Origin of the sequence: Empedobacter sp. GD03865 (assembly GCF_029840775.1) — a bacterium.
In the GTDB taxonomy this organism is placed as follows: Bacteria; Bacteroidota; Bacteroidia; order Flavobacteriales; family Weeksellaceae; genus Empedobacter; species Empedobacter falsenii_B.
Genome location: NZ_JAOCDF010000024.1, coordinates 17,239 through 43,138, shown reverse-complemented (window position 1 = coordinate 43,138; position 25,900 = coordinate 17,239). Strand labels below are relative to the sequence as shown.

The following is a 25,900-nucleotide window of genomic DNA, read 5'->3' as shown; positions in this document are numbered from 1 at the left end:
CTAACCTATTTTGAAATTAAATACCCCATAAAAAAGATTGCGATACCTGCCACGATTCCTACAACCATTAGCATAATATAGAATCCTACATTTCCGTTTTGTAGCTGACGTACATTTTTTGATGCGCGACCAGAAACAGTTCCAACTCCTAAAACAAAAGCTGCAATTCCTGCTTTTTCTACATATTTTTTCAAGACATCACCCAACTCGAACAATGGTTTTACAATTGCATTGTCATATAACTCGTCGATGTACCATTTGTCTTCAAAGAATTTTGCAATTCCTGTTGCTTCACCATCTACATGGTTTGTGTATTTCTTGATTGCATAATAAATTGCACCAAGTACACAAAGTAATAAAGCTCCCATCATCATCCATTCTGTTGCATGAGAAACATGATGAGCTTCTCCGATTGATACAACTCCACTTAAGAAAGTTTGAAGTTTATGTCCGTCTTGCATAAACAACGCTGGAATTCCGATATAACCTGCAAAAACAGAAAGAACTGCTAAGATGATTAATGGAATTGTCATTGCAGCTGGACTTTCATGCGGATGAGCTTCTTTATCTCTTAAATCTCCTAAGAAAGTCATTGCATATAAACGGAACATATAGAATGCTGTCATCACAGAAACGATAAATCCGATTCCGTAAACAACTGGATTAGAAACAAACATTCCTAATAACATTTCGTCTTTCGAGAAGAAACCTGATAAACCTGGAATACCAGCGATTGCCAAACATCCAATCAAGAAAGTGATATGTGTAATTTTCATGTATTTGCTCAAACCTCCCATTTTGCGCATATCTTGCTCGTGGTGCATTCCGTGAATTACAGAACCTGCCCCTAAGAATAATAATGCTTTGAAAAATGCATGCGTCATTACGTGGAAAACTGCTGCGATATACGCTCCAGATCCAATTGCTGCGAACATTAATCCTAATTGAGAAACTGTAGAATAAGCCAATACTTTTTTGATATCGTTTTGACGCATTGCAATCGTTGCAGTAACAAAAGCTGTTGCAATTCCTACGTACTGAATAACTTGTAATGTGATTGGCGCTGCCGAAAATAATTCGTTGCAACGTGTAATCATAAAGATACCTGCCGTTACCATTGTTGCAGCGTGAATAAGTGCTGAAACTGGCGTTGGTCCTGCCATCGCGTCTGGTAACCAAGTAAATAATGGTAATTGAGCCGATTTACCTGTTGCTGCTAAGAATAACAATAATGTGATTCCTGTTAATACAAAACCTGTAAATGCAGATGGATCAATTGCTAATTGGCTGAATACTTTTACATATTCTAACGTTCCAAATTCTTTGAAAATCCAAAACATTGCCAATAAGAATCCAACATCTCCAATACGGTTCATGATGAAAGCTTTCTTTGCTGCTTTGATATATTCTGGATTTGTAAACCAAAAACCAATTAATAAGAATGAACAAAGTCCAACTCCTTCCCATCCAATAAACATCATTACGAAATTGTTTCCCATCACAAGAATCAACATGAAGAAGATGAATAAATTTAGGTAAGAAAAGAATTTTGCAAATCCTTTGTCTTCGCTCATGTAAGCCGAGCTGTACACGTGAATTAAAAATCCAACTCCTGTAATAATTAACAAGAACAAACTCGTTAATGCATCAATTTGAAATGCAAACGGAACTTGTAAAGTTGGAATATTGATAATATCAAATGCCTTAAAAATTAATGGTTGTGCATCTGCTCCTGATGGAACTGACATAAAAACCATGATTGATAAAATGAAACTTGCTAAAACTGCTCCACTTCCGATGAAAGTAACTAAGCTTTTTGAAAGTACATTTCGTCCTAAACCGTTAATCAAAAATCCTATGAATGGAATCAAAGGAATTAACCATATATACTGCTCCATTCTTAACCTTTTAAACGATTTAACACATTAATATCTACCGAGTATACTTTGCGGAACAATAAAATTATCACTGATAATCCTACAGCAACCTCAGCCGCGGCTACAACCATAATAAAGAATACTAAAAGTTGTGCATCTGTTCCTTTTTCTAATGCTGGATTTGCATGATAGTGCATTTTTGAGAACGCTACTAACAACAAATTCACAGAATTTAACATCAATTCTATACACATAAAAATGACAATTGCGTTACGACGTAGCATAACACCTGCCATTCCTATTCCGAATAGGATTAATGATAAAGTAATATAATAACTGATTGGTAACATCTTTTACTTTTTATATTTAATCCAATAATTCTTCGTCCTTTTTCGATAACATCACCGCTCCAATCATTGCAGAAATAAACAAAATACTGCTCAACTCGAATGGTAAAACATATTCTGAATATAACAATGATCCTAAGTTGTGAATCAATCCTAAATCACCTGTTCCCATTTCTACAGCTGTGTTTGCAGAAGCTTGATTTTGTGAGAAAATACCAATTGTCAAGGCAACAAATAACAAAGAGATTAAACTCGCTGCTAATATTTTTGCTGGTCGACCAAATGATTTCTTTTCACTATTCAAGTTCATCAACATCACCACGAATAAGAACAATACCATAATTGCTCCGGCATAGACAATGACATTTACAATTGCCAAAAACTGTGCGTTTAGCAATACATAATGTCCGCTGATGCAGAAGAATGTTACGATTAAATATAAAATGGAATGTACAGGATTTTTACTGAACACCATTAGTAGCGCACTTAACACCGTTAAGCTCGACAAAACATAGAATAAAATGATAGGTAATTCCATTAATTTGTAGCTTTTTTCGGGATTAATAAATCTTCTTTCGAATAGATAAAGTTTTGACGTTTGAAACTTGCTGGTGGAACTGTTTGCGATAAATAAACAGCATCTTTTGGACAAGCTTCTTCACAGAATCCACAGAAAATACAACGTAACATGTTAATTTCATATTTCGCTGCATATTTTTCTTCGCGGTAAAGATTTTCTTCACCAGGAAGTCTTTCTGCTGCTTCCATTGTAATCGCTTCTGCTGGACAAGCCAAAGCACAAAGTCCACAAGCCGTACAATTTTCGCGATCTTCTTCATCTCTATTCAAAACGTGTAATCCTCTAAATACAGGACTAAACGGTCTTTGTTTTTCTGGATAACTAATTGTTGCTTTCTTCGAAAAGAAGTGCTTCAATGTAATCATCAACCCTTTTGCGATAGAAATCAAATAGATACTTTCCCAAAAAGTAAGGGGTTTACGTTCTACTTGTTTTACTCTATTTGTAATTGGTTTCATACTTTTAATGATTTTGATGATTCTACTTGTTTAATAATAAAATCACTAAGCCTGTAATTAACATATTGATTAATGCTAAAGGCAATAATTTTTTCCAACCTAAATCCATTAATTGGTCATATCTGAAACGAGGAATCGTCCAACGCACCCACATATAGAAGAAGATGAAGAAACAAGCTTTACCGAATAATGAAAGGAAATTAAGAATTGCCGTTCCATTCACTCCGATAGAGTTTACTAATGTTGCATCGTCTACAAATGGGATATCGTATCCACCAAAATATAAGGTAGAAATTACTACAGAACTGATAAACATGTTGATGTATTCTGCGAATAAGAAGAATCCCATCTTCATCGAAGAATATTCTGAGTGATAACCTCCAATTAACTCATTTTCTGCTTCTGGTAAATCGAACGGAGTACGGTTAGTTTCTGCGAACGAACAAACCAAGAAAATAATAAATCCTAATGGTTGTAATAAGATAAACCACGCATGCTCTTGTTGATAATGTACAATATCACTCAATTTTAAAGAACCTGTCATCATCAAAATTGTGATTAACACTATTCCCATCGGTAATTCGTACGAAATAATCTGCGAAGCTGCACGCAAACCTCCCATTAAAGAGTATTTGTTGTTCGATGCCCAAGCACCAATCATAATTCCATAAACACCTAAACTTAATACACCTAAAATGTATAAAAATCCGATGTTAACATCTGCAATTTGAGGAACAACTACACGATCTCCAATCTCGAAAGCTGTCGACCATGGAATAACTGCACCTGTCATACAAGCTACAATCATTGCCAAAGATGGACCTAAGATGAATAAAAATTTATTCGAATCTTTTGGTGTAATTTCCTCTTTCGAGAATAATTTTAAACCATCGGCAAGCGGTTGTAATAAACCAAAAATACCTGCACGGTTTGGTCCGATACGATCTTGTAAGAATGCTGCAACTTTACGCTCAGCCCAAGTAGAGTACATGGCAACAACTAATGCAAAACCAATCATTACGCCTACTAAAGCTAACTTTTCTAATGCATCAGCAATAAATTCTTCTGTCATTTTGTTAATTTTATTTACGAATGATTAATCTTTAAAATCTTTACTTGTTGCTGGTCCATCAATTTTAGATAAATCACGATTTGGTTCATTTACTTCTGAAACCGAGTGAATATCTAATAAAATCTTTGGATCGCGTTTGATTACTTTCGGAAGTGTTTCTTTTGGCTCCACTTTATTCTCAAAGTAATGACCTTGACGAACAACAGAATCTTTAGAAATTTCTGATGGTTTTTCTAACGTCCAATCGTTGATATCTTTTTTATCGAAACGACATGTGTTACAAATCCAATCTTTTACTTCGTTAAATTCATCTTTGCGAGCTGTTACACGGAAAACTTCGTTTCCACGGAACCACACTTGTGCTTTACCAGAACAAGTCGGACAATCGCGATGTGCATCAACTGGTTTCAAGAACCAAACACGATTTTTGAAACGGAACGTTTTATCTGTTAGAGCTCCAACTGGACAAACATCAATAATATTTCCGATGAATTCGTTATCTAAACTTTTGTTGATATGAGTTGAAATTTCTGCGTGATCTCCACGATTCATTACACCATGCTCACGACAACCTGTGATTTGATCCGCAGTTTTTACACAACGATAACATAAAATGCATCGGTTCATGTTCAACTGAATATTTGGACCTAAATCTTCTTTTGGGAATGTACGACGATCAAATTCGTAACGTGTTGCTTCTGCTCCGTGCTCGTAACTTAAATCTTGTAATTTACATTCTCCTGCTTGATCACATACTGGACAATCTAAAGGATGGTTGATTAATAATAATTCAACAATACCTTTACGTGCCTCAACTGTACGCTCAGACGTTTTATTGCCTACAACCATTCCGTCCATAACTGTTGTACGACAAGACGGAACCAATTTTGGCATTGGACGAGGATCTGCTTCACTTCCTTTTGATACTTCTACCAAACATGTTCTACAGTTTCCTCCTGTATTTTCTAATTTACCGTAGTAACACATCGCTGGAGGTGCTACTTCTTTACCAACCATACGAGCGGCTTGAAGGATCGTTGTTCCCGCAGGTACTTCAATCGTTTCGTTATCGATGGTAACTTTAAATAATGGTGTTTCTTCTGCCATCTTCGTATTAATTTGCGGTTTCTTTAATTTCGATTGGATCAGCATAATGTGCTAAACCAAAATTACGCATCAAACATTCTTCCGGATTATTAATATGCCATTCAAACTCATCACGGAAGTGACGAATTGCCGCTGCTACTGGCCAAGCCGCTGCATCTCCTAATGGACAAATTGTATTTCCTTCGATTTTACGTTGAACATCCCATAACAATTCGATGTCAGACATTTTTCCTTTTCCTTCATCGATTCGTTTCAAGATTTTTTCCATCCAACCTGTTCCTTCACGACAAGGTGAACATTGTCCACACGATTCGTGACGATAGAAACGAGCTAATGTATACGTGTGGTAAACAACATCTTGATCTTCATCTAAAACAATAAATCCTCCGGAACCCATCATTGTTCCTGTTTGGAAACCTCCTTCTGATAAACTTTCGTAATTCATGTAACGAGGTTTACCTTCTGCAGTTTTTAACAATAAGTTTGCTGGAACAATTGGCACAGAACTTCCTCCAGGAATACATGCTTTAAGGCGTTTTCCATTTGGAATACCTCCACAATATTCGTCTGAATAAATAAATTCTTCAACCGTAATTGTCATATCAATTTCATAAACGCCTGGTTTATTAATATTACCACAAGCTGAAATTAATTTTGTTCCTGTTGAACGTCCAACTCCAATTTTAGAATATGCTTCTCCTCCAATCTCAATAATTGGAACAATAGCTGCAATTGTTTCTACATTGTTTACAACCGTTGGTCTTCCCCATAAACCTTTAACAGCTGGGAAAGGTGGTTTTAGACGTGGATTTCCACGTTTACCCTCTAACGATTCTAACAATGCCGTTTCCTCTCCACAGATATAAGCTCCACCTCCACGTTGAACATAAATTTCGCAATCGAAACCTGTTCCTTGAATGTTTTTACCTAACCAACCTGCAGCTTTTGCTTCGTCGATTGCTTCTTCTAAAATTTCTGCAACCCACGCATATTCTCCACGGATATAAATAAATGATGTATTAGATCCTAAACAGAATGATGAAATCAAAACTCCTTCAATTAATAAATGAGGAATATATTCCATCAAGAAACGGTCTTTGAACGTTCCTGGTTCAGATTCATCTGCATTTACCACTAAGTGCCTTGGAACACCTTCTGGCTTTGCCAAAAAGCTCCATTTCATTCCAGTTGGGAAACCTGCTCCACCACGACCTCTTAAACCAGAAGTTTTTACTTCTTCTAAGATTTCATCAGTTGTCATTTTAAATGCTTTTTCAGCATTTGCATAACCACCGTTTTCGCGGTAAGCTTGATACTGACGAATTCCTGGAACATCAATATTTTTTAACAGTAATTTTTGTCCCATTATGCTAATTTTTTCAATTCCTCGATTAATTCGTCTACTTTCTCGATCGTTAAATTCTCACGATACGTTTTTCCTAACTGTAGCATTGGCGCGTAACCACATGCTCCTAAACATTCGGCTGGTTTTAATGTAAATAAACCATCTGCCGAAGTTCCACCAGCTTCAATATTTAATTTTGTTTTGATGTGTTCAATAATTTTGTCTGAACCTCTTAACATACAAGGTCCTGTTTGACAAACTTCTAACACAAATTTCCCTACAGGATTTAAGTTAAACATCGAATAAAATGAAGCTACTTCGTAAACTTCTACTGGTAAAATTTCTAATACTTCTGCAACATAATCTAAATGAGGAGTGTCTAACCAACCACCAAACTCAGCTTGTGCGACATGAAGTAAAGGAATCAATGCACTTTGTTTTTTATCCGATGGATAACGTGCAATGATTTTATCTACTTTTTGTTGTGTTTCTTCTGAAAATTGAATTGCCATTTTTAATAATTTTTATTAAGCATCTAATTCTCCAGCAATCAAATTCAAACTACTCATTGTGATAATGGCATCTGAAATCATTGATCCTTCAATCAATTCTGGATAAGCTTGATAATAAATGAAACAAGGTCTACGGAAATGTAAACGGTATGGCGAACGTCCACCATCAGAAACGAAATAATAACCCAACTCACCATTTGCAGCTTCGATTGAATTATAAATTTCTCCTTTTGGCATATCTACCTCTCCCATAATAATTTTGAAGTGATAGATTAACGCTTCCATTTTTGTGTAAACATCTTTCTTTAGTGGTAAATAAAAGTCTGGAGCATCAGCATGATATTGCGTTGCTTCTTCTCCTTCTAATGCATCAATTTTTGCAATTGCTTGTTTAATGATACTTAAACTTTGCCACATTTCTTGACCACGAACTAAGAATCTATCGTAACAATCTCCCGTTGTACCAACTGGAATATCGAATTCGAATTCTTCGTAACGAGAATATGGTTTCGCTACACGAACATCATAATCTACACCAGCCGCACGTAAATTTGGTCCTGTGAAACCATAATTTAATGCACGTTCAGCCGAAATTCCTCCTACTCCTTGCGTACGATCCATAAAAATACGGTTACGTAAAAATAAGTTTTCAAACTCTGTTAAGACATCTGGAAACTCTCTCACGAAACGATGGATTTTTGTCCAAGCAACTTCAGAAAAATCACGTTCGAAACCACCGATACGACCAATATTTGTTGTTAAACGAGAACCACAAATTTCTTCGTAAATCTCATAAATCAACTCGCGGTATTTCATCATATAAAGGAATCCTGTAAATGCTCCTGTATCAACACCCATAATCGAGTTACATACAATATGATCTGCCATACGAGCCAATTCCATAATGATAACACGCAAATAAGAAACACGTTTTGGAACTTCAATTCCAACGAATTTCTCAACTGTCATGTGCCAACCTAAGTTATTTAACGGCGCCGAACAATAGTTCAATCGGTCTGTTAAAGGTGTAATTTGGTACAAAGGTTTGCGTTCAGCAATTTTCTCAAAAGCACGGTGAATATACCCAACTGTAGGAACCGCAGATTTGATGATTTCACCATCAATCTCTAAAATATTTTGAAATACCCCATGTGTTGCAGGATGCGTAGGTCCTAAGTTTAAGGTAATTGTGCTTTTTTCTAACGAACCATCTGGAAGATCAAGATGCTTTAATTTTTTAGTTTTCTCTTTTCCCATGGTTAATTTGCTTTTACATTAAAACCTCCGTAATTAAAATCTCCACCACGACCAAACATATCGTCGTCTTTGTCTTTACGTGTTTGATCCTCTAATGGGAACTCTTTGCGTAACGGATGATAATCCATTTCTGGAACATTCATGACACGAATTAAATTTGGATGTCCTACAAAATCAACTCCATAGAAATCATACGCCTCGCGCTCTAACCAGTTAGCTGTTTCGAATAATTTAGTTGCGGTAAAAATCGAAGGTTTTTCGATTGGTAAAGCAAATTTTAATCGAACCTCAACTCCTTCATATAGATTATAAACTAAATAGGTTACAACCAATTCTTCTCCAACATTATTAGGATAATGAATAGCAGTTAAATCCTTCAAAAATTTGAAAGATAATTGCTCATCATCATATAAATATTGTAAAATCTTTAGATTGAAATCTTTGTTAGCGTATAAAGTCAATACACCGAAATGCTCTTCGTATCCGTATATATTTTCTTGAAACTTCTGAACCAAACGGTCTTTTATAAATGAATTGTCCATTATTTCAACTTATTTAATTCCATAACTTGCTAAAAGTTGTTGATATTCTTCGCTACTTCTGCGACGAACACTTTCGCTCTCTACCAACTCCTGAATACGCATTACACCATCGATAATTGCTTCTGGACGAGGCGGACAACCTGGCACATATACGTCTACTGGAATTACTTCATCAATTCCTTGTAAGACCGAATATGTATCAAAAATTCCTCCCGAACTTGCACAAGCGCCAACAGCAATCACCCAACGAGGTTCTGCCATTTGGATGTAAACTTGCTTCAGAACTGGTGCCATTTTTTTAGAAATTGTACCCATTACCATCAACAAATCGCACTGACGAGGCGTAAAAGCCAAACGCTCAGATCCAAAACGTGCCAAATCGTATGTCGAACCCATAGTCGCCATAAACTCGATTCCGCAACAACTTGTCGCAAATGGTAAAGGCCAAATAGAGTTTTTACGCGCTAATCCAACTACTTTTGATAGTTGCATCGCCATAAAACCTTCACCTTCAAAACCTCCTGGAGACTCTACAATCTTCACATTGGTATTGTGTGTTACTGGTCTTTTATTATGAATCATTATACTATTATTTTAGAATTTTAATCGCTCTATTTTTCCCAATTAAGAGCTCCTTTTTTGCGTACATACAAGTACATCACAAAGAATAATCCAACGAATGTTACAACTGCTGCAAAACCTTCCCAACCTAACTCTTTAAAATTCGCTGCATATGGGTAAAAGAAGATTACCTCTACGTCGAATAACACGAATAAAATGGCTACTAAGAAGTATTTAATTGCAAATGGCTGTCTTGCATTTCCAACTTTCTCAATCCCAGACTCGAAATTCTCTAATTTTTCGTCTGTTTTTCTGGACGGTCCAAGCAAATGTGTCGCAACGATAGTACCCGCTACAAACGCAAAAGCAACCACAAAAAGAATGAGAATAGGAATATAACTTGATGCTGTTTCCATAACTACTTTACTATTTTTCCAACTAATATTTTATCGATAAAAATAATAATAAAATATTATATTATTTATGTAAATTAGTTTTCAGCGAGTTATAGTTCTTTATATGATAAATTATATATTATTTATCTATATCGGAAGTTTGATGATTGAATAAAAAAAGGAGAACTAACAACTTGGTCAATTCTCCCTATGTATTTTATTAGATTACTAATTAAAACTTAAAAAAGTTAATGAATTAATAAATTTTGTAGATTTTGCAGTGCTTCATGCACAGTTTTAATATGTTCAAATCGTACTAACAATGTTGGATACTCTTCTCCTTTTTTGGGTGATTTTTCCTTAAAATTGATGTTTTTAGGGTTATTTTGAACGTAATTTAAAATTAATCTAAATTCATCTGACTGATAAAATTCGCTTTGTGGTTTATTAATAAAATAAGCCAATAAAACACCATTTTTCATCACCAAACGTTCGAAACCTAATTTTTTACTGATCCATTTCAGTTGAATTGATTCCAATAAATTTTCGGCTTCAATTGGTAATTTTCCAAAGCGGTCAATCAAATTATTTTTAAACGTTTGTAAATCTGTTTCAGTTTCGACATCAGCTAATTCTTTGTACAACAATAAACGTTCTTCCGAACTTTCAATGTATTCGTCGGGGAACATAATTTGTAAATCCGAATCAATTTGCACATCCGATACATACGATTTTACTTCTTCCGATTTTTGATCTTCGAACAAATCTTTGAAATCTGTTTCTTTCAATTCTTCAATCGCTTCATTCAAGATTTTTTGATACGTTTCGAAACCGATATCCATCATAAATCCTGTTTGTTCAGCACCTAAAAGATTTCCAGCTCCACGAATTTCTAAATCTTTCATCGCAATATTGAATCCTGATCCTAAATCAGAAAACTGCTCAATTGCTTGCAAACGTTTACGCGCTTCGTCCGTTAAAACCGAAAGTGGTGGCGCAACCAAATAACAAAACGCTTTGCGGTTACTACGACCAACACGTCCACGCATTTGATGCAAATCTGCCAAACCGAAATTCTGCGCATCATTAATTAAAATCGTATTCGCATTCGGAACATCTAAACCAGATTCGATAATAGTTGTTGACACAAAAACATCATATCGACCATCAATAAAATCGAGTAAAACGGCTTCTAATTCTTTCCCATCCATTTGTCCATGACCAATCGCCACACGCGCATCAGGAACTAATCGTTGTACCATTCCAGCAATATCTTTTAACGATTGCACACGATTGTGAATGATATAAACTTGTCCACCACGTTGCATTTCATACATAATCGCATCACGGAAAATCTCTTCATTAAAACCAACCAATTGCGTATCGACAGGTTGTCTATTTGGTGGAGGAGTTTTGATAACCGATAAATCACGCGCAGCCATCAACGAGAATTGAAGTGTACGCGGAATTGGCGTCGCAGTCAAGGTTAATGTATCAATATTTTCGCGAAGTGTTTTCAATTTATCTTTTACACCAACACCAAATTTGTGTTCCTCATCCACAATTAATAATCCCAAATCTTTGTATTCAATTTTTGGATTAACCAATTGATGCGTTCCTATCACAATATCAACTTGACCAGATTTTAAACCATCTAAAACAGCTTTTTTCTTTGCTCCTGTTACAAATCGATTGAGATAAGCAACTTTCACAGGCAAATCTCGTAAACGCTCTGAAAATGTCTTGAAATGTTGAAAAGCTAAAATCGTTGTTGGCACTAAAACAGCAACTTGTTTTCCATCAACAGCTGCTTTCATCGCCGCACGAATCGCAACCTCTGTTTTCCCGAAACCAACATCTCCACAAACCAAACGATCCATTGGGCGTTCAGATTCCATATCCGTTTTTACATCTTGCGTCGCTTTGTACTGATCGGGCGTATCTTCATAAATAAAAGATGCTTCCAACTCATTTTGCAAATACGTATCAGGCGAATACGCAAAACCTTTTCTGGCACGGCGTTTCGCATATAATTTAATCAAATCGAAAGCAATTTCTTTTACTTTAGCTTTGGTTTTATTCTTTAAATTTTTCCAAGCTGGAGATCCAAGTTTTGAAATTTTTGGCTCAGCGCCATCTTTTCCTCTAAACTTTGCAATTTTATGCAACGAATGAATATTAACATACAGAATATCATTATTTTGATAAATCAATTTGATTGATTCTTGCGTTACGCCATTATTATTCAATCGTACCAAACCTGCAAATTTTCCGATCCCATAATCTATATGCGTCACAAAATCTCCAACTTGCAACGAATTGATTTCCTTTAGCGTAATCGCTTCTTTTTTGGAAAATGAATTTCGAAGATTGAATTTATGATATCGACCAAAAATCTGGTGATCCGTATAACACGTTAATTTGATTTCTTCGTCAATAAAACCTTGATAAATAGATCCCAAAACGGGAATATATGAAACTTCTTTTCCGATATCATCAAAAATTTCTTCGAAACGTTTGATTTGATTTTCATTGGAACAAATCAGTGCATTTTTGAAACCTTCGGCTTTATGCTCATTCAAATCATCAATTAATAACTCGAATTGCTTATTAAAACTTGGTTGAGGTTTGAATGGTGATTCTATTTCTTCAACTGTTTCAAAATAAGATTTCATGGAACATTCAATAACTCCATAAGATGAAATTTGTTGAAGAAATGCATTCTCATTCAAAAATAAATGATTCGGTTCTGCTTGTTTAATTTCTCCTTTCAATTCTGAAAAAGCAACTTCCGCTTGTTCAAAATTCTTGGTGATTTGTTTCGCTAAAACAGAAATATTTTTCGCGATAACTAAACTATCTTTCGAAATATATTCTAAGAAACTTTCTCGTTTTTCGTTAATCGATTTACTCTCAAGATTTGGAATAATCGTAATTTCTTTTGTCGTTGCAATGGACAATTGATTCTCGATATCAAACGTTCTGATGGTTTCCACCTCATCACCAAACAACGAAATTCGATAAGGATGCTCATTCGAAAACGAAAAAACATCTATAATTCCACCACGAATCGAGAATTCTCCCGGTTCAGAAACAAAATCAACACGATGAAAATTATAAGAAGATAAAACCTCCGTTAAGAAATCAATTCCTAAATCATTTCCAACCTTCACTTTAAGTGTATTCGTAGAAAGCGCTTTTTTTGTCACTACTTTTTCAGACAAGGCTTCCGCATATGTCACCACAATTTTTGGGCGTTTCGAATGCGATAATACATTTAAAACCTCTGTTCTAATAACAACATTTGCATTATTTACTTCCTCAATTTCGTAAGGACGCTTATAAGAAGACGGAAAAAATAGAATTTGTTCTTTATCAAACAAAGTTTCCAAATCATTTAACACATAAGCCGCTTCTTCTTTATCATCAAAAATTAGAATCGTAGGACGCGCAACACGATCATATAAATGACCAGTTATAATGCTCAATCCTGAACCTAAAAAACCTTTGATATTGACTTTATGCTGTGGATTATTTTTAAAATTGACAATAAGCTTCTGTACGAAATCTGAAGAATCGTATAAGCTAAAAACGTTGTGAATAGTTTTCTGTTCCAAAGTTTTGCAAATATAAAATTTTATAAACTTATTTTTAAACAATCTTTAAAAAAAGCAATGTTAAAATGCGAATTTTCAATTAATGAAAATTTTTCGGAAAATTTATAAAAAAAGTTGAGCTAAGTTAAAAAAATTAATCCTAGCTTTGGCTTATCAAAAAAAGAAAATGAAATTAGTTCACAACATTATCAACTTGATTATTTTAGTCATTCTTATCCCAGGGAGTGGTAATTAGTTGTGTACGTACAAAATAACAATTAAAGCCACTTCTTAACGAGGTGGCTTTTTTTATGGAGAAAAATTAATTAAACAATATTATGCAAAACAATTTCGTCATTATTATCATTATTATTTTAGTCTTGGTCTTACGATTAGGAAAGGTGGTTTTATGACAAATTTTTTGAACGATTTTTTATGAGCCACCTTTATTCAGGGTGGCTTTTTTTTATGTTTTTAATACAAACAATGTCAAATAAATAGTGATGAAAAACAACAACAAAGCACTAAACAAACATAGTCGAACCGTTACGCAAGATGACACTTTACCCGCGTCACAAGCGATGTTACATGGGATTGGCTTAACAAACGAAGACCTTAAAAAACCATTAATCGGAATTGCAAGCATGGGGTACGATGGAAATACTTGCAATATGCACCTAAATCAATTTGCACAGTTGGTACAAGATGGAATGAAAGCCGAAAACCTAATCGGATTGAAGTTCAACACTATCGGAATTAGCGATGGAATTACCAACGGAACTTCAGGAATGCGCTACTCTTTAGTAAGTAGAGAAATCATTGCAGATTCTATCGAAACTGTTTGTGCAGGACACTTTTACGATGGCGTAATTACTATTCCTGGTTGTGATAAAAACATGCCAGGATCGATTATGGCAATGGGACGTTTAAACCGTCCTTCGATCATGATTTATGGTGGAACAATTGCTCCGGGACATTACAAAGAAGAGGAATTAAACATTGTTTCTGCTTTCGAAGCATTAGGAAAAAAATTAAACGGAAATCTTGATGACAAAGATTTTTGTGGAATCATTCAGAATGCTTGTCCTGGTCCAGGTGCTTGTGGCGGAATGTATACAGCAAACACAATGGCAGCGGCGATTGAAGCAATGGGAATGAGTTTACCTTATTCTTCGTCTTACCCTGCTCTTAGTCAAGAAAAGAAAAACGAATGTACAACTGCGGCACATTATCTAAGAATTTTATTAGAAAAAGATATTAAACCAAGTGATATCATCACGAAGAATTCTTTAGAAAATGCAATCAAAACAATTGTTGTTTTAGGCGGAAGCACAAATGCTGTTTTGCACTTATTAGCAATTGCAGCGACTATGAATATCAAATTATCATTAGACGATATACAAGCAATTAACGATAAAACATCAGTAATAGCAGACTTAAAACCTAGTGGAAAATACTTGATGGAACATTTGAGTAAAGTTGGTGGAGTTCCTGCTGTTTTAAAGTATATGTTACAAGAAGATTTAATCGATGGAAGTTGTTTAACGGTTACTGGAAAAACATTAGCCGAAAATTTAGCATCGGTTCCTGATTTAGATTTCTCTAAACAAAATATTATTCGTCCATTATCTAATCCCATAAAAGAAACTGGACACTTACAAATGCTTTACGGAAACCTTGCTCCTGGCGGATCGGTATCTAAAATATCTGGAAAAGAAGGTTTTTATTTTAAAGGAAAAGCACAAGTTTTTAATAGCGAAGTTGAAGTTTTAAAAGCAATCGAAGATTTACAAATCAAAGCTGGAAGCGTTATCGTCATCCGAAACGAAGGTCCGAAAGGTGGTCCTGGAATGCCAGAAATGTTGAAACCAACATCTGCCATTATTGGAGCTGGATTAGGAGATAAAGTCGCTTTGATTACAGACGGACGATTTAGTGGCGGAACGCACGGATTTGTCGTCGGTCACATAACACCAGAAGCTTTTGAAGGAGGTCCAATCGCATTAGTCGAGAATAATGATCTCATCGAAATTGACATCAACAAAAATGAATTAAACCTTTTGATTGATGAAAAAACATTAGAAAATCGAAAAAATAACTGGAAACAACCCGCATTAAAAGTAAAAAATGGAGTCTTATACAAATACGCAAAGCAAGTCGGAAACGCTTCAGAAGGATGTCTTACTGACCAATAAACCAACTCAAATTTCAGGTTCACAAGCGATTATTAACGCTTTATTGTCCGAAGGAGTTACAACAGTCTTTGGCTATCCTGGTGGCGCAATTATGCCTATATATGATGCTTTGTATGATTACAAAGATAAATTAGAACACATTTTAGTTCGTCATGAACAAGGAGGCATTCACGCTGCGCAAGGTTATGCAAGAACTTCAGGAAAAGTAGGTGTAGCTTTTGCCACGAGTGGTCCAGGCGCAACGAATTTAGTCACTGGAATTGCAGATGCCATGATTGATAGCAATCCTATTGTATGTATCACAGGACAAGTTTTCGCTTCTCTTTTAGGAACCGATGCTTTTCAAGAAACTGATGTTATCAACATCACTAATCCTATTACGAAGTGGAATTATCAAATTACTGATGCGGAAGAAATCAATGATGTATTAGCAAAAGCTTTTCATATCGCACGCTCTGGAAGACCAGGACCTGTGTTGATTGACATTACAAAAAATGCTCAAATACAACTTATCGAAAAGAAAAAGTATGAGAAATGTACTCATGTTCGCAGCTATAGACCAGAACCAGAAATAAGAACAGAATATGTAAAAGCTGCTGCTGAACTTATTAATCAAGCAAAAAAACCATTTGCGATTATTGGTCAAGGAATACTGCTTGGAAAAGCAGAACAAGAATTAAAAGATTTCTTAGAAAAATCAGGAATTCCAGTCGCAACAACTTTAATGGGATTAAGTTCCTTAGATACAGATCATCCACAATATGTTGGTTTATTAGGAATGCATGGAAATTATGCGCCGAATGTCAAAACAAATGATTGCGATGTATTAATTGCTATTGGGATGAGGTTTGATGATCGCGTAACTGGGCGTTTAGACAAATATGCAAAACAAGCGAAAGTGATTCATCTTGATATTGATCCTGCAGAAATTGGTAAAAATGTAAAAGTTGCTGTACCGGTTTGGGGTGATTGCAAGAAAACACTTCCGTTATTAACAAATTTAATTGATCCTAATAACCACTCAGAATGGTTAAAAGAATTTAGAGATCTCGAAAAAGAAGAACGCACAGAAGTTATTGATAAAGAATTTCATCCAACAACTGATGTGATGTCTATGGCTGAGGTTATCAATACCTTAAATGAGTTAACAAACGGAGAAGCAGTTATTGTGACAGACGTTGGGCAACATCAAATGGCAGCTTGCCGTTACGCAAAATTCAAAGATTCTAAACTTTTAGTTACATCTGGAGGATTAGGAACAATGGGATTTGGCTTACCTGCTGCAATTGGAGCATGGTACGGAGCACCAGAAAAAGATATTGTCTTGGTTTGTGGAGATGGAGGTTTCCAAATGACGTTACAAGAAATGGGAACGATTATGCAATTCGGAGCTAAAGTAAAAATGTTAATCCTAAACAATAGCTTCCTTGGAATGGTACGTCAATGGCAAGAATTATTCAACGATAAACGCTATTCTTTCGTAGATATTACAAGTCCAGATTTTGTAGCGCTTGTAAAAGCATATCAAATAGAAGGTCAAAAAATTGAGGCGAGAAATGACTTGAAAAATGCATTAAAAGAAATGTTAGAACATGATGGTTCTTACCTTTTAGAAGTAGTTGTAGGAAAAGAAAATAATGTTTTTCCTATGGTAGAGCAAGGTACAAGTGTTTCTGAAATTAGATTAAAATAAATGATTATGGACTCAAAACGAGAATATACAATTACGCTATATACAGAAAATTCCATAGGAATTTTGGGAAGAGTTGCAGGAATTTTTACTCGAAGAAAAATTAATATTGAAAGTTTAAGCACTTCTCCATCAGAAATAGAAAATGTACACCGATTTACCATTGTGATTGAAGAATCTGAAGAAGTTGTTCGAAAACTTTGCATGCAAATCGAGAAACAAATCGATGTTCTTAAAGCTTATTTCAATAATAATGATGAATTAATTTGGCAAGAACAAGCTTTATACAAAGTGCCAACGAATATTATTGCAGAAAAGGCATATGTAGAACGTTTACTGCGTCAATATGGTGCAAATACAGTCGTTATCCGCAATGATTATACAGTTTTTGAAACAGCTGGTCATCGTGAAGAAATTGATAATCTGACACAAGAATTGACGAAATATGGCTTAATAGAATTTGTTCGAGGAGCAAGAATAGCAATTATCAAAGCAAGTGCCGGTTTTCATGAAAAATTATTACAATTCGAGAAAGACGAGCCATCAAAAGAAGTAATCGAAAATGAATTCCTAAACGAAGGAAACTCAGTTTTCACAATGTAAAGACAAACAATTCATCAAATAATTTTATTAAAAAACACAAAAATGACTAATTACTTTAATTCTCTATCATTAAGAGATCAATTATATCAACTAGGACAAGCAGAATTTCTAAATAACTCTGAATTCACAAAAGGTACAGAAGCTTTAAAAGGCAAAAAAATTGTAATTGTAGGTTGCGGTGCTCAAGGTTTAAACCAAGGATTAAACTTACGCGATAGTGGTTTAGATGTTTCGTACGCGTTACGCAAAGAGGCTATTGAACAACAAAGAGATTCTTGGAAAAATGCAACAAGTCATAATTTTACAGTTGGTACTTTCGAAGAATTAATCCCAAATGCTGATATTGTGGCGAATTTAACGCCAGACAAACAACACACGCAAGTAGTTAATACTATTCAACCTCTTATAAAAGAAAGCGCTACACTTTTATATTCTCATGGATTCAATATCGTAGAAGAAGGTATGCAAATTCGTAAAGATATCACGGTGATAATGGTTGCTCCAAAATGTCCAGGTTCGGAAGTTCGTGCAGAATATTTAAGAGGATTCGGAGTTCCAACATTAATTGCCGTTCACCCAGAAAATGATCCCGAAGGAAAAGGTTTTGATCAAGCAAAAGCATATTGTGCAGGAACTGGTGGTCACAGAGCAGGCGTTTTAAAATCGTCATTTGTTGCAGAAGTAAAATCAGATTTAATGGGAGAACAAACCATTTTATGTGGTCTTTTACAAACAGGTTCTATTCTTTCTTTCGATAAAATGGTTGAAAACGGAATTGATGCTGGTTACGCTTCAAAATTAGTTCAATATGGAGTTGAAGTAATTACAGAAGCCTTAAAACATGGTGGAGTTAGCGGTATGATGGATAGATTAAGCAATCCTGCTAAAGTAAAAGCTTTTGAATTATCAGAAGAATTAAAAGAAATTATGCGTCCATTGTTCCAAAAACATCAAGACGATATTATTTCGGGTGAATTTAGTAAAACAATGATGGAAGATTGGGCGAATGATGATAAAAACTTATTAAAATGGAGAGCTGAAACTGAAGAAACTGCTTTTGAAAAAACACCAGCTGGAGATACAAATATTACTGAACAAGAATATTTTGACAATTACACCTTAATGGTTGCTTTTGTTCGTGCTGGAGTTGAATTAGCTTTCGAAACTATGGTGGAAGCAGGTATTAAACCTGAATCTGCTTACTACGAATCATTACACGAAACACCATTGATTGCAAATACAATTGCTCGTAAAAAATTATTCGAAATGAATCGTGTAATTTCTGATACAGCAGAATATGGTTGTTATCTTTTCGATCAGGCTTGTAAACCTTTGTTAAAAGATTTTATGACAAAAGTAAACGTAGACGTTGTCGGAAAAAATTACAACGAAGGAAAAGACAATGCTGTTGACAATGCGACATTGGTACACATAAATGATGTTTTACGTAATCATCCTGTCGAAACTGTGGGAAAAAAACTTCGTAAAGCAATGACTGCTATGAAAACCATAAAAACGGCATAATCAAATATTAAAATAACTAAGAAAATAGTGAATTATGACAAAGGGACTTAGAAGTGAGAAAACTGAGACCTTAGGCGTTTCGCTTGACGAAGTAAACTTAGCACAAATGAATTTGAAAGGAGTTGCCAAAAACACTCCTTTCGATTTCAATGAAAATTTAAGTCGTCAATTTGATGCGAATGTCTATCTAAAACGAGAAGATTTACAAGTCGTCCGTTCATACAAATTACGTGGTGCTTATAATAAAATCGTTCAGTTATCAGAACAAGAAAAAAATAATGGTGTAATCTGCGCAAGTGCAGGAAATCACGCACAAGGTGTGGCGTATTCGTGTCAACAATTAAATATCAAAGGTAAAATTGTGATGCCAACGACGACACCTCAACAAAAAATAAAACAAGTAAAATGGTTTGGGAAAGATCAAATCGAAATCATTTTACATGGTGATACATTTGATGATGCATCGGCTTTTGCACATCAATTATCCCAAGAAGGAAATATTACATTTATTCATCCTTTTGATGACGAAAAAGTAATCGCAGGACAAGGAACTGTTGCTTTAGAAATTTTGAATCAATGCGATCAACCAATCGATTATATTTTCGTTCCAATAGGCGGTGGTGGTTTAGCATCTGGCGTTATTTCTGTGATGAAAACACTTAGTCCAAATACCAAAATTATTGGTGTAGAACCGGGTGGAGCAGCAAGTATGGCAGAAGCTATCAAACAAAAAAAATCTGTTGCATTAGCGAAGATTGATCCTTTTGTAGATGGTGCAGCTGTAAAAAAAGCAGGCGAAAAAACCTATAAAATCTGTGCAGAAGGTTTAGAAACAACTTGTGCAGTTCCAGAAGGAAAAGTTTGTTCGAGCATTTTGCGTTTGTACAATGAAGACGCAATTGTTGTAGAACCAGCAGGTGCTTTGAGTGTTTCGGCTTTAGATTTTTTCAAGGAAGAAATCAAAGGAAAAAATGTGGTTTGTGTGCTTAGCGGAAGCAACAACGACATTACGCGAATGGAAGAAATAAAAGAAAGAAGTTTGCAATACGAAGGTTTAAAACATTATTTCATTATCAATTTTCCTCAACGTGCCGGTGCTTTAAAAGAATTAGTGAACGAAGTTTTGGGTGAAAATGATGACATTACCTATTTTCAATACACACAAAAAAATAACAAAGAAACAGGTCCAGCAGTAGTTGGCATTGAACTAGACAAAAAAGAGGATTTAGATGGTTTAATTTTTAGGTTAGAAAATCATCATTTCGAATATCAATATCTTAACACAGACAACACACTTTTTTCGTTAATGATTGGATAATTTTTCCATCATTAATATACTATTCAAAAAAAGCAAAGCTTCTATTTAGTTAGAAACTTTGCTTTTTAATTTATTAATTATTCAACAACCAATTTTTCAACTCATCAAAATTATTGCTCATTTCAACTTTATTCGATTGTTTCGATTTCAATTCTTCTACTTCTTTTGGATAGACAATTTTATCTTGTATTTCTTTCGGAAAAACTTCAGGAAATTTACACGGATGCGCTGTCGATAAAAACACCACTAACTCTTTTTCATCTTGCTTTTTCGCTTGGTATTCCTTCGCCGCCAACCAGGCAATTGACGTATGAGGACAAGCAATATAATTGTATTCTTGATTAATTTCTACGATTGCATTTATTGTTTCTACATCAGAATAAGCTTTTGAAACCATTTTTGATTTTAATTGCTCCACATCTTGCTCAAAAAATTCCATCACGCGAACCCAATTACTCGGATTTCCAACATCCATTGCATTCGATAACGTTTGTACAGAAGGTTTTGGTTGATAATTTTCGGTTTTTAAAAATGAAGGAACTGTATCATTCGCATTCGTAGCCGCAACAAATTGTTCCACTTCCAATCCAAATTTTGAAGCTAAAATACCTGCCGTAATATTCCCAAAATTTCCACTCGGAACAACAAAAGAAACTTTCTCAAAACCTTTTCTTTTTGCTTGGGCAAATGCCTCGAAATAATAGAAAGATTGCGGAATTAAGCGAGCAATATTAATTGAATTTGCTGAGGTTAAGTTTAGATTTTTCATTAAATCTTTGTCTAAAAAAGCTCGCTTGACCAATGCTTGACAATCATCAAAAGTTCCGTCGATTTCTATGGCACGAATATTTTTTCCATTCGCCGTTAATTGCAATTCTTGTATCAGCGACACTTTTCCTTTTGGATACAAAATCGTTACTCTCGTTCCTTCTACTCCCAGAAAGCCAAGTGCTACAGCGCCTCCTGTATCGCCAGAAGTTGCGACCAAAACATCTAACAATTGATTATCTTTTTTTGAATAATGTGCCATCACGCGACTCATAAATCTTGCTCCAAAATCTTTAAAAGCAAAAGAAGGTCCGTGAAATAATTCCAAAATAGCTAAATCATCTTCTAAAAACACCAAAGGCGCAGGAAAATTAATTACATCATCAATTAAATTATTAATCGTTTCTTCAGAAAAATCATCTTTTAATAAGTGATTTGTCACCTTTTTCGCAATCTCTTGAAATGAATAATTTTCAATAGAATTCAACCAATTTTCATCTAATTTTTCCAACGACAAAGGCATATACAATCCTTTATCTTCTGGCAAAGATTGGAAAACCGCTTGTTTAAAATCGACTCTGTTATTATGATTATTTGTACTATATAATTTCATTTTTAGTGTTTTATGTAAGGTCCTTGTTGATTAATTTTAGAGACAAATGATAAATGTTCAATTTCTTTTATCGTCAAAAAATTATTTAATTTTTGTTCGATATTTTCTGCATCCAATTTACTTTTAGATAACGCCATAACTGTTGGTCCAGAACCAGAAATACCGAATGTTAATGCATTATTTTCGAGCGAAATACTTTTCATTTCATTAAAATACGGAATCAATAAAGAACGATTTGGTTCGACAATATCATCCTGCATCGAACGACCAATTTCTTCGTAATCATTCTCATAAAGCGCCGCAACCAAACTTGCAATATTCCCCCATTGTTTTATTGCTTTACTCAATTGCACTTTATCTTTAATTAATTTGCGCGCATCCTTTGTTGGCACTTCTACTTTTGAGTAAATCAGTGTGACATATAAATTTTCAGGAACAGGTAAAGAACGCACCAAAATCGACTCATAAGAAGGAATCAACGTAATTCCACCAAACAACGATGGCGCAACATTATCCGCATGAGCAGCACCACAAGCCAATCGTTCGCCTTCCATACAATAAGGTAAAAGCTCATTTTTAGAAAGTGGTTTTCCTAATAATTCATTCAATGCAAAAAGTCCAGCAACTGTACTCGCCGCGCTTGAACCTAAACCACTTCCAATTGGCATTTTTTTGTGTAATTCTATCGATAATCCAAAAGAATCTTGTAGACCTAAATCACAAAATAATTTCCATGCCGAATGAGAAACTGTATTTTTCATCGCATCCAAAGGCAATTTCCCCTCGTCACCTGTAATTGTCAGAATTTCGATTCCTAACTTTTCTGTCTTTTTCATGATTACCTCATCACCTGGATAATCCACCGCAAAGCCCAAAATATCATATCCACAGATCATATTGGCAACTGTTGCAGGAGCAAAAACATGTACTTTTTCTAAAAACTTCGCTTGATCAAGCTTATATTTATTTTCGATTATTTGATTCATCTTTTATCGTATTGAACTTATATTAACTAAATCTGCAAAAACGCCAGCTGCCGTAACTTCTGCACCAGCTCCAGGTCCTTTCACAACCAAAGGACGTTCCTTGTAACGCGCTGTTGTAAACGAAATAATATTATCGCTTCCAGACAAAGCATAAAACGGATGTTGATTATCAACCAATTCTAACGAAATTGATATTTTTCCATCTTCTAAAATCCCGATGTAACGAATCACTTTCTGCTCCTCATCTGCTTGATGTTTTATCTTTTCGAAATAATCATTTTCGTTGACTAATTCTTGATAAAAATCTTCTACAGTTGCAGCTTCTAAACAAGATTTAGGCAAAATAGAATCGATTTTTACATCTCCCGCTTCAATTTCGTAACCATTGTCACGAGCAAGAATCAACATTTTTCGCATAAAATCTATTCCACTCAAATCATCGCGAGGATCTGGTTCTGTATAACCTAATTCTTGCGCTTTCTTTACAATTTCGGCAAATGTATTTTCACCTTTAAAATGATTAAATATATACGAAATTGTTCCTGATAAAATTGCTTCAATTTTTAAGATTTGATCTCCACTCATTCTTAAATCTTTCAACACGCTAATAATTGGTAAACCTGCTCCAACATTCGTTTCATAAAGGAAATCAATGCCATATTTTCGAGCAGTTTCTTTCAATTTTTTATACTCTTGATAAGAAGATGAATTCGCAATTTTATTACATGTTACAACCGATATGCTGCTTTCGAAAATTTGTTTGTAATAATTTGGCAAATCAGAACTCGCAGTATTATCAACAAAAACACAATTTGGTAAATTATACTGTTTCATTTTTTGGATAAATTCATTCAAATCAGCTGGAGAAGAAGAATTTTCTAATTCATTTTTCCAATTCGATAAATTAATTCCGTTTTCATCAAACATCATTTTTTTTGAATTTGATAATCCAACCAATTTAATCTCGATATCATTATTTTTTGCTAAAAAATCTTTCTGTTTTTCTAATTGATTTAAAAATGTCGACCCAATATTTCCTACTCCAACATTGAAAACATGAATTGTTTTTTTCAAATGATTAAAAAACGCATCATGTACCGCATTTAAAGCTTTTGACAAATCATTTTCGTTAATCACAACCGAAATATTATACTCCGAAGAACCTTGCGCAATCGCTCTGACATTGATTCCATTTCGTCCTAATGCATAAAATAACTTGCCCGAAACACCAACCATTTTCTTCATGTTTTCTCCAACAATTGCAATAATTCCGAGATTTTCTTCAATTTCAATTGGTTCCAACCATTTTGCTGCAATTTCCAAACAAAACTCTTCTTCAATTAATTGCTTTGCTTTTTCGACTTCATTATGATGAATGGCAAGCGTGATACTATGCTCTGACGAAGATTGCGTAATCAACACAATGTTGATATGATGTTGCGCTAAAAGTGAAAAAAGTTTTCCACTAAAGCCCAATTTGCCAACCAAGCCGCTTCCTTTTATATTGACTAATGCAATATCTTTGATCGACGAAATTCCTTTAATTGGATAATCTGTTGGTTGCGAATCGAACTGAATTTTTGTTCCCTCAAAATCCGGTTGAAATGTGTTTTTAATTAAAATCGGAATTCGAAGTTTAAAAGCTGGAGCCATTGTTGGCGGATAAATCACTTTCGCACCGAAATACGACAATTCCATCGCTTCTGTATACGATAAATTTTCTAACGAAAAAGCTTTGTTCACAAAACGAGGATCCGCCGTCATCATTCCATTTACATCTGTCCAAATTTCAATTTGTTCTGCATGTAAAGCCGCACCAATCAAAGCCGCAGTGTAATCAGAACCTCCTCTTCCCAAAGTTGTCACTCGTCCTTCTTCATTAGCAGCAATAAACCCTGTTACAACTAATAATTTATCCGAATAATCTTTTGCTAATTGTTGAATATTCTGAAACGATTTTTCCTCGATAACATTCGCTTGACCAAAATTATGATCAGTCAAAATATAATCTGATGCATTAATCGCCAATGAATTTCCAACATGCTCTTGCATTACTTTTGCTATTAATAAAGCACTACATCTTTCGCCGAAACTCAAAATCAAATCTTTTGTTTGAGGGCTTAATTCTTTCAGAATTTCCACCCCTTCTAATAATGCTTCCAACTCATTCATCAACAATTTTAATTTTGTTAAAATCGGATTTTGATTCGGCACATCGATTAAAGCTTTTACAATTTCGAAATGTTTGTCTTGAAAAAGTTTTAAATCATTTTCACCAAAATTTCCTGATGAAGCTTCTTCAGACATTTTGGTTAATAAATTGGTCAAACCAGAAATAGCAGACACAACCAAAATAATCGAGTTATTTTGTTGCTTTTCCTGTTTAACAATTTCTACGACCGCGCGGATACCTTCTACCGATCCGACTGATGTTCCTCCGAATTTTAAAACTTTCATAATTTAAATTTTGATCATAAAAAAAGCATCTTCCTTTTGAGAAGATGCTTTTGCATTATTTTTTTAGAATTAAATACATAACAAAACTCCTCTAAGT

At 34.7% G+C, this 25,900-nt stretch carries 21 protein-coding genes; 5 read left to right on the top strand and 16 right to left on the bottom strand.

Annotation, left to right across the window (positions count from 1 at the left end; all coding sequences use genetic code 11):
• Positions 1-5 precede the first annotated feature (5 nt).
• The 13 genes from nuoL to mfd all read right to left on the bottom strand — a co-directional run bounded on the left by nuoL (position 6) and on the right by mfd (position 13,670).
• On the bottom strand, positions 6-1,898 hold the full coding sequence (gene nuoL / locus N5D46_RS09990; protein ID WP_125348901.1) for an NADH-quinone oxidoreductase subunit L: 1,893 nt from the start codon (positions 1,896-1,898) through the stop codon (positions 6-8).
• Positions 1,899-1,900: 2 nt separating this feature from the next.
• Positions 1,901-2,227 carry an NADH-quinone oxidoreductase subunit NuoK gene (nuoK, locus tag N5D46_RS09985; protein WP_219034517.1) on the bottom strand — a complete coding sequence of 109 codons (327 nt, stop codon included), beginning with the start codon at positions 2,225-2,227 and terminating at the stop codon, positions 1,901-1,903.
• Between the two features lie 16 nt (positions 2,228-2,243).
• Positions 2,244-2,762 carry an NADH-quinone oxidoreductase subunit J gene (locus tag N5D46_RS09980; protein WP_038333350.1) on the bottom strand — a complete coding sequence of 173 codons (519 nt, stop codon included), beginning with the start codon at positions 2,760-2,762 and terminating at the stop codon, positions 2,244-2,246.
• Positions 2,762-3,262 (bottom strand): NADH-quinone oxidoreductase subunit NuoI, encoded by a 501-nt coding sequence (gene nuoI, locus N5D46_RS09975; protein WP_038333352.1) that lies wholly within the window; start codon positions 3,260-3,262, stop codon positions 2,762-2,764. The genes N5D46_RS09980 and nuoI overlap by 1 nt, the downstream gene beginning before the upstream one ends.
• A gap of 22 nt (positions 3,263-3,284) precedes the next feature.
• Entirely contained in the window at positions 3,285-4,334 is a 1,050-nt protein-coding gene (gene nuoH, locus N5D46_RS09970) for an NADH-quinone oxidoreductase subunit NuoH (protein WP_038333358.1), read from the bottom strand.
• 24 nt (positions 4,335-4,358) lie between these two features.
• Positions 4,359-5,441, bottom strand: a complete 1,083-nt coding sequence (locus N5D46_RS09965; RefSeq protein WP_115002357.1) for a 2Fe-2S iron-sulfur cluster-binding protein — start codon at positions 5,439-5,441, stop codon at positions 4,359-4,361.
• A gap of 7 nt (positions 5,442-5,448) precedes the next feature.
• Positions 5,449-6,807, bottom strand: a complete 1,359-nt coding sequence (nuoF, locus tag N5D46_RS09960; protein ID WP_115002289.1) for an NADH-quinone oxidoreductase subunit NuoF — start codon at positions 6,805-6,807, stop codon at positions 5,449-5,451.
• The gene (locus N5D46_RS09955) at positions 6,807-7,298 is read right to left on the bottom strand and encodes an NAD(P)H-dependent oxidoreductase subunit E (RefSeq protein ID WP_115002287.1); all 492 of its coding nucleotides are present in this window, start codon (positions 7,296-7,298) and stop codon (positions 6,807-6,809) included. Before N5D46_RS09955 ends, nuoF begins: the two co-directional genes overlap by 1 nt.
• A 15-nt stretch (positions 7,299-7,313) precedes the next feature.
• Positions 7,314-8,555, bottom strand: coding sequence for an NADH-quinone oxidoreductase subunit D (locus tag N5D46_RS09950; protein ID WP_038333370.1), 1,242 nt, complete (start codon positions 8,553-8,555; stop codon positions 7,314-7,316).
• Positions 8,556-8,557: 2 nt separating this feature from the next.
• Positions 8,558-9,097 carry an NADH-quinone oxidoreductase subunit C gene (locus N5D46_RS09945; protein WP_038333373.1) on the bottom strand — a complete coding sequence of 180 codons (540 nt, stop codon included), beginning with the start codon at positions 9,095-9,097 and terminating at the stop codon, positions 8,558-8,560.
• A gap of 9 nt (positions 9,098-9,106) precedes the next feature.
• Positions 9,107-9,679, bottom strand: a complete 573-nt coding sequence (locus tag N5D46_RS09940; protein WP_038333376.1) for an NADH-quinone oxidoreductase subunit B — start codon at positions 9,677-9,679, stop codon at positions 9,107-9,109.
• A 29-nt stretch (positions 9,680-9,708) separates the two neighbouring features.
• Positions 9,709-10,074 carry an NADH-quinone oxidoreductase subunit A gene (locus tag N5D46_RS09935; RefSeq protein ID WP_038333379.1) on the bottom strand — a complete coding sequence of 122 codons (366 nt, stop codon included), beginning with the start codon at positions 10,072-10,074 and terminating at the stop codon, positions 9,709-9,711.
• A 227-nt stretch (positions 10,075-10,301) separates the two neighbouring features.
• Positions 10,302-13,670, bottom strand: a complete 3,369-nt coding sequence (gene mfd, locus N5D46_RS09930; protein WP_280049872.1) for a transcription-repair coupling factor — start codon at positions 13,668-13,670, stop codon at positions 10,302-10,304.
• A 482-nt stretch (positions 13,671-14,152) separates the two neighbouring features.
• On the opposite strand from mfd, the gene ilvD reads away from it, so the two are divergent.
• From ilvD to ilvA, 5 genes are read left to right on the top strand one after another with little or no spacing between them, the layout of a single operon-like run.
• A complete protein-coding gene (gene ilvD / locus N5D46_RS09925; RefSeq protein WP_221854713.1) occupies positions 14,153-15,844 on the top strand; it encodes a dihydroxy-acid dehydratase in 1,692 nt (563 codons plus the stop codon).
• Complete coding sequence (gene ilvB, locus N5D46_RS09920) at positions 15,777-17,537, top strand: biosynthetic-type acetolactate synthase large subunit (RefSeq protein ID WP_280049871.1); 1,761 nt, start codon at positions 15,777-15,779, stop codon at positions 17,535-17,537. Before ilvD ends, ilvB begins: the two co-directional genes overlap by 68 nt.
• A gap of 6 nt (positions 17,538-17,543) precedes the next feature.
• Entirely contained in the window at positions 17,544-18,137 is a 594-nt protein-coding gene (gene ilvN / locus N5D46_RS09915) for an acetolactate synthase small subunit (RefSeq protein WP_260509569.1), read from the top strand.
• 42 nt (positions 18,138-18,179) lie between these two features.
• Positions 18,180-19,661: a ketol-acid reductoisomerase gene (gene ilvC / locus N5D46_RS09910; RefSeq protein WP_280049870.1), complete on the top strand. Its 1,482-nt coding sequence runs from the start codon at positions 18,180-18,182 to the stop codon at positions 19,659-19,661.
• A gap of 34 nt (positions 19,662-19,695) precedes the next feature.
• Positions 19,696-20,979 carry a threonine ammonia-lyase IlvA gene (gene ilvA, locus N5D46_RS09905; RefSeq protein ID WP_280049869.1) on the top strand — a complete coding sequence of 428 codons (1,284 nt, stop codon included), beginning with the start codon at positions 19,696-19,698 and terminating at the stop codon, positions 20,977-20,979.
• 73 nt (positions 20,980-21,052) lie between these two features.
• Here the strand turns inward: ilvA and thrC are convergent, their stop codons facing one another.
• Genes thrC through thrA form a run of 3 tightly spaced genes read right to left on the bottom strand, consistent with a single transcriptional unit; the run spans position 21,053 to position 25,803 of the window.
• The gene (gene thrC, locus N5D46_RS09900; RefSeq protein WP_280049868.1) at positions 21,053-22,360 is read right to left on the bottom strand and encodes a threonine synthase; all 1,308 of its coding nucleotides are present in this window, start codon (positions 22,358-22,360) and stop codon (positions 21,053-21,055) included.
• A 2-nt stretch (positions 22,361-22,362) separates the two neighbouring features.
• A complete protein-coding gene (locus N5D46_RS09895) occupies positions 22,363-23,346 on the bottom strand; it encodes a homoserine kinase (protein ID WP_125348891.1) in 984 nt (327 codons plus the stop codon).
• 3 nt (positions 23,347-23,349) lie between these two features.
• A complete protein-coding gene (thrA, locus tag N5D46_RS09890; protein ID WP_115002271.1) occupies positions 23,350-25,803 on the bottom strand; it encodes a bifunctional aspartate kinase/homoserine dehydrogenase I in 2,454 nt (817 codons plus the stop codon).
• Between the last annotated feature and the right edge of the window lie 97 nt (positions 25,804-25,900).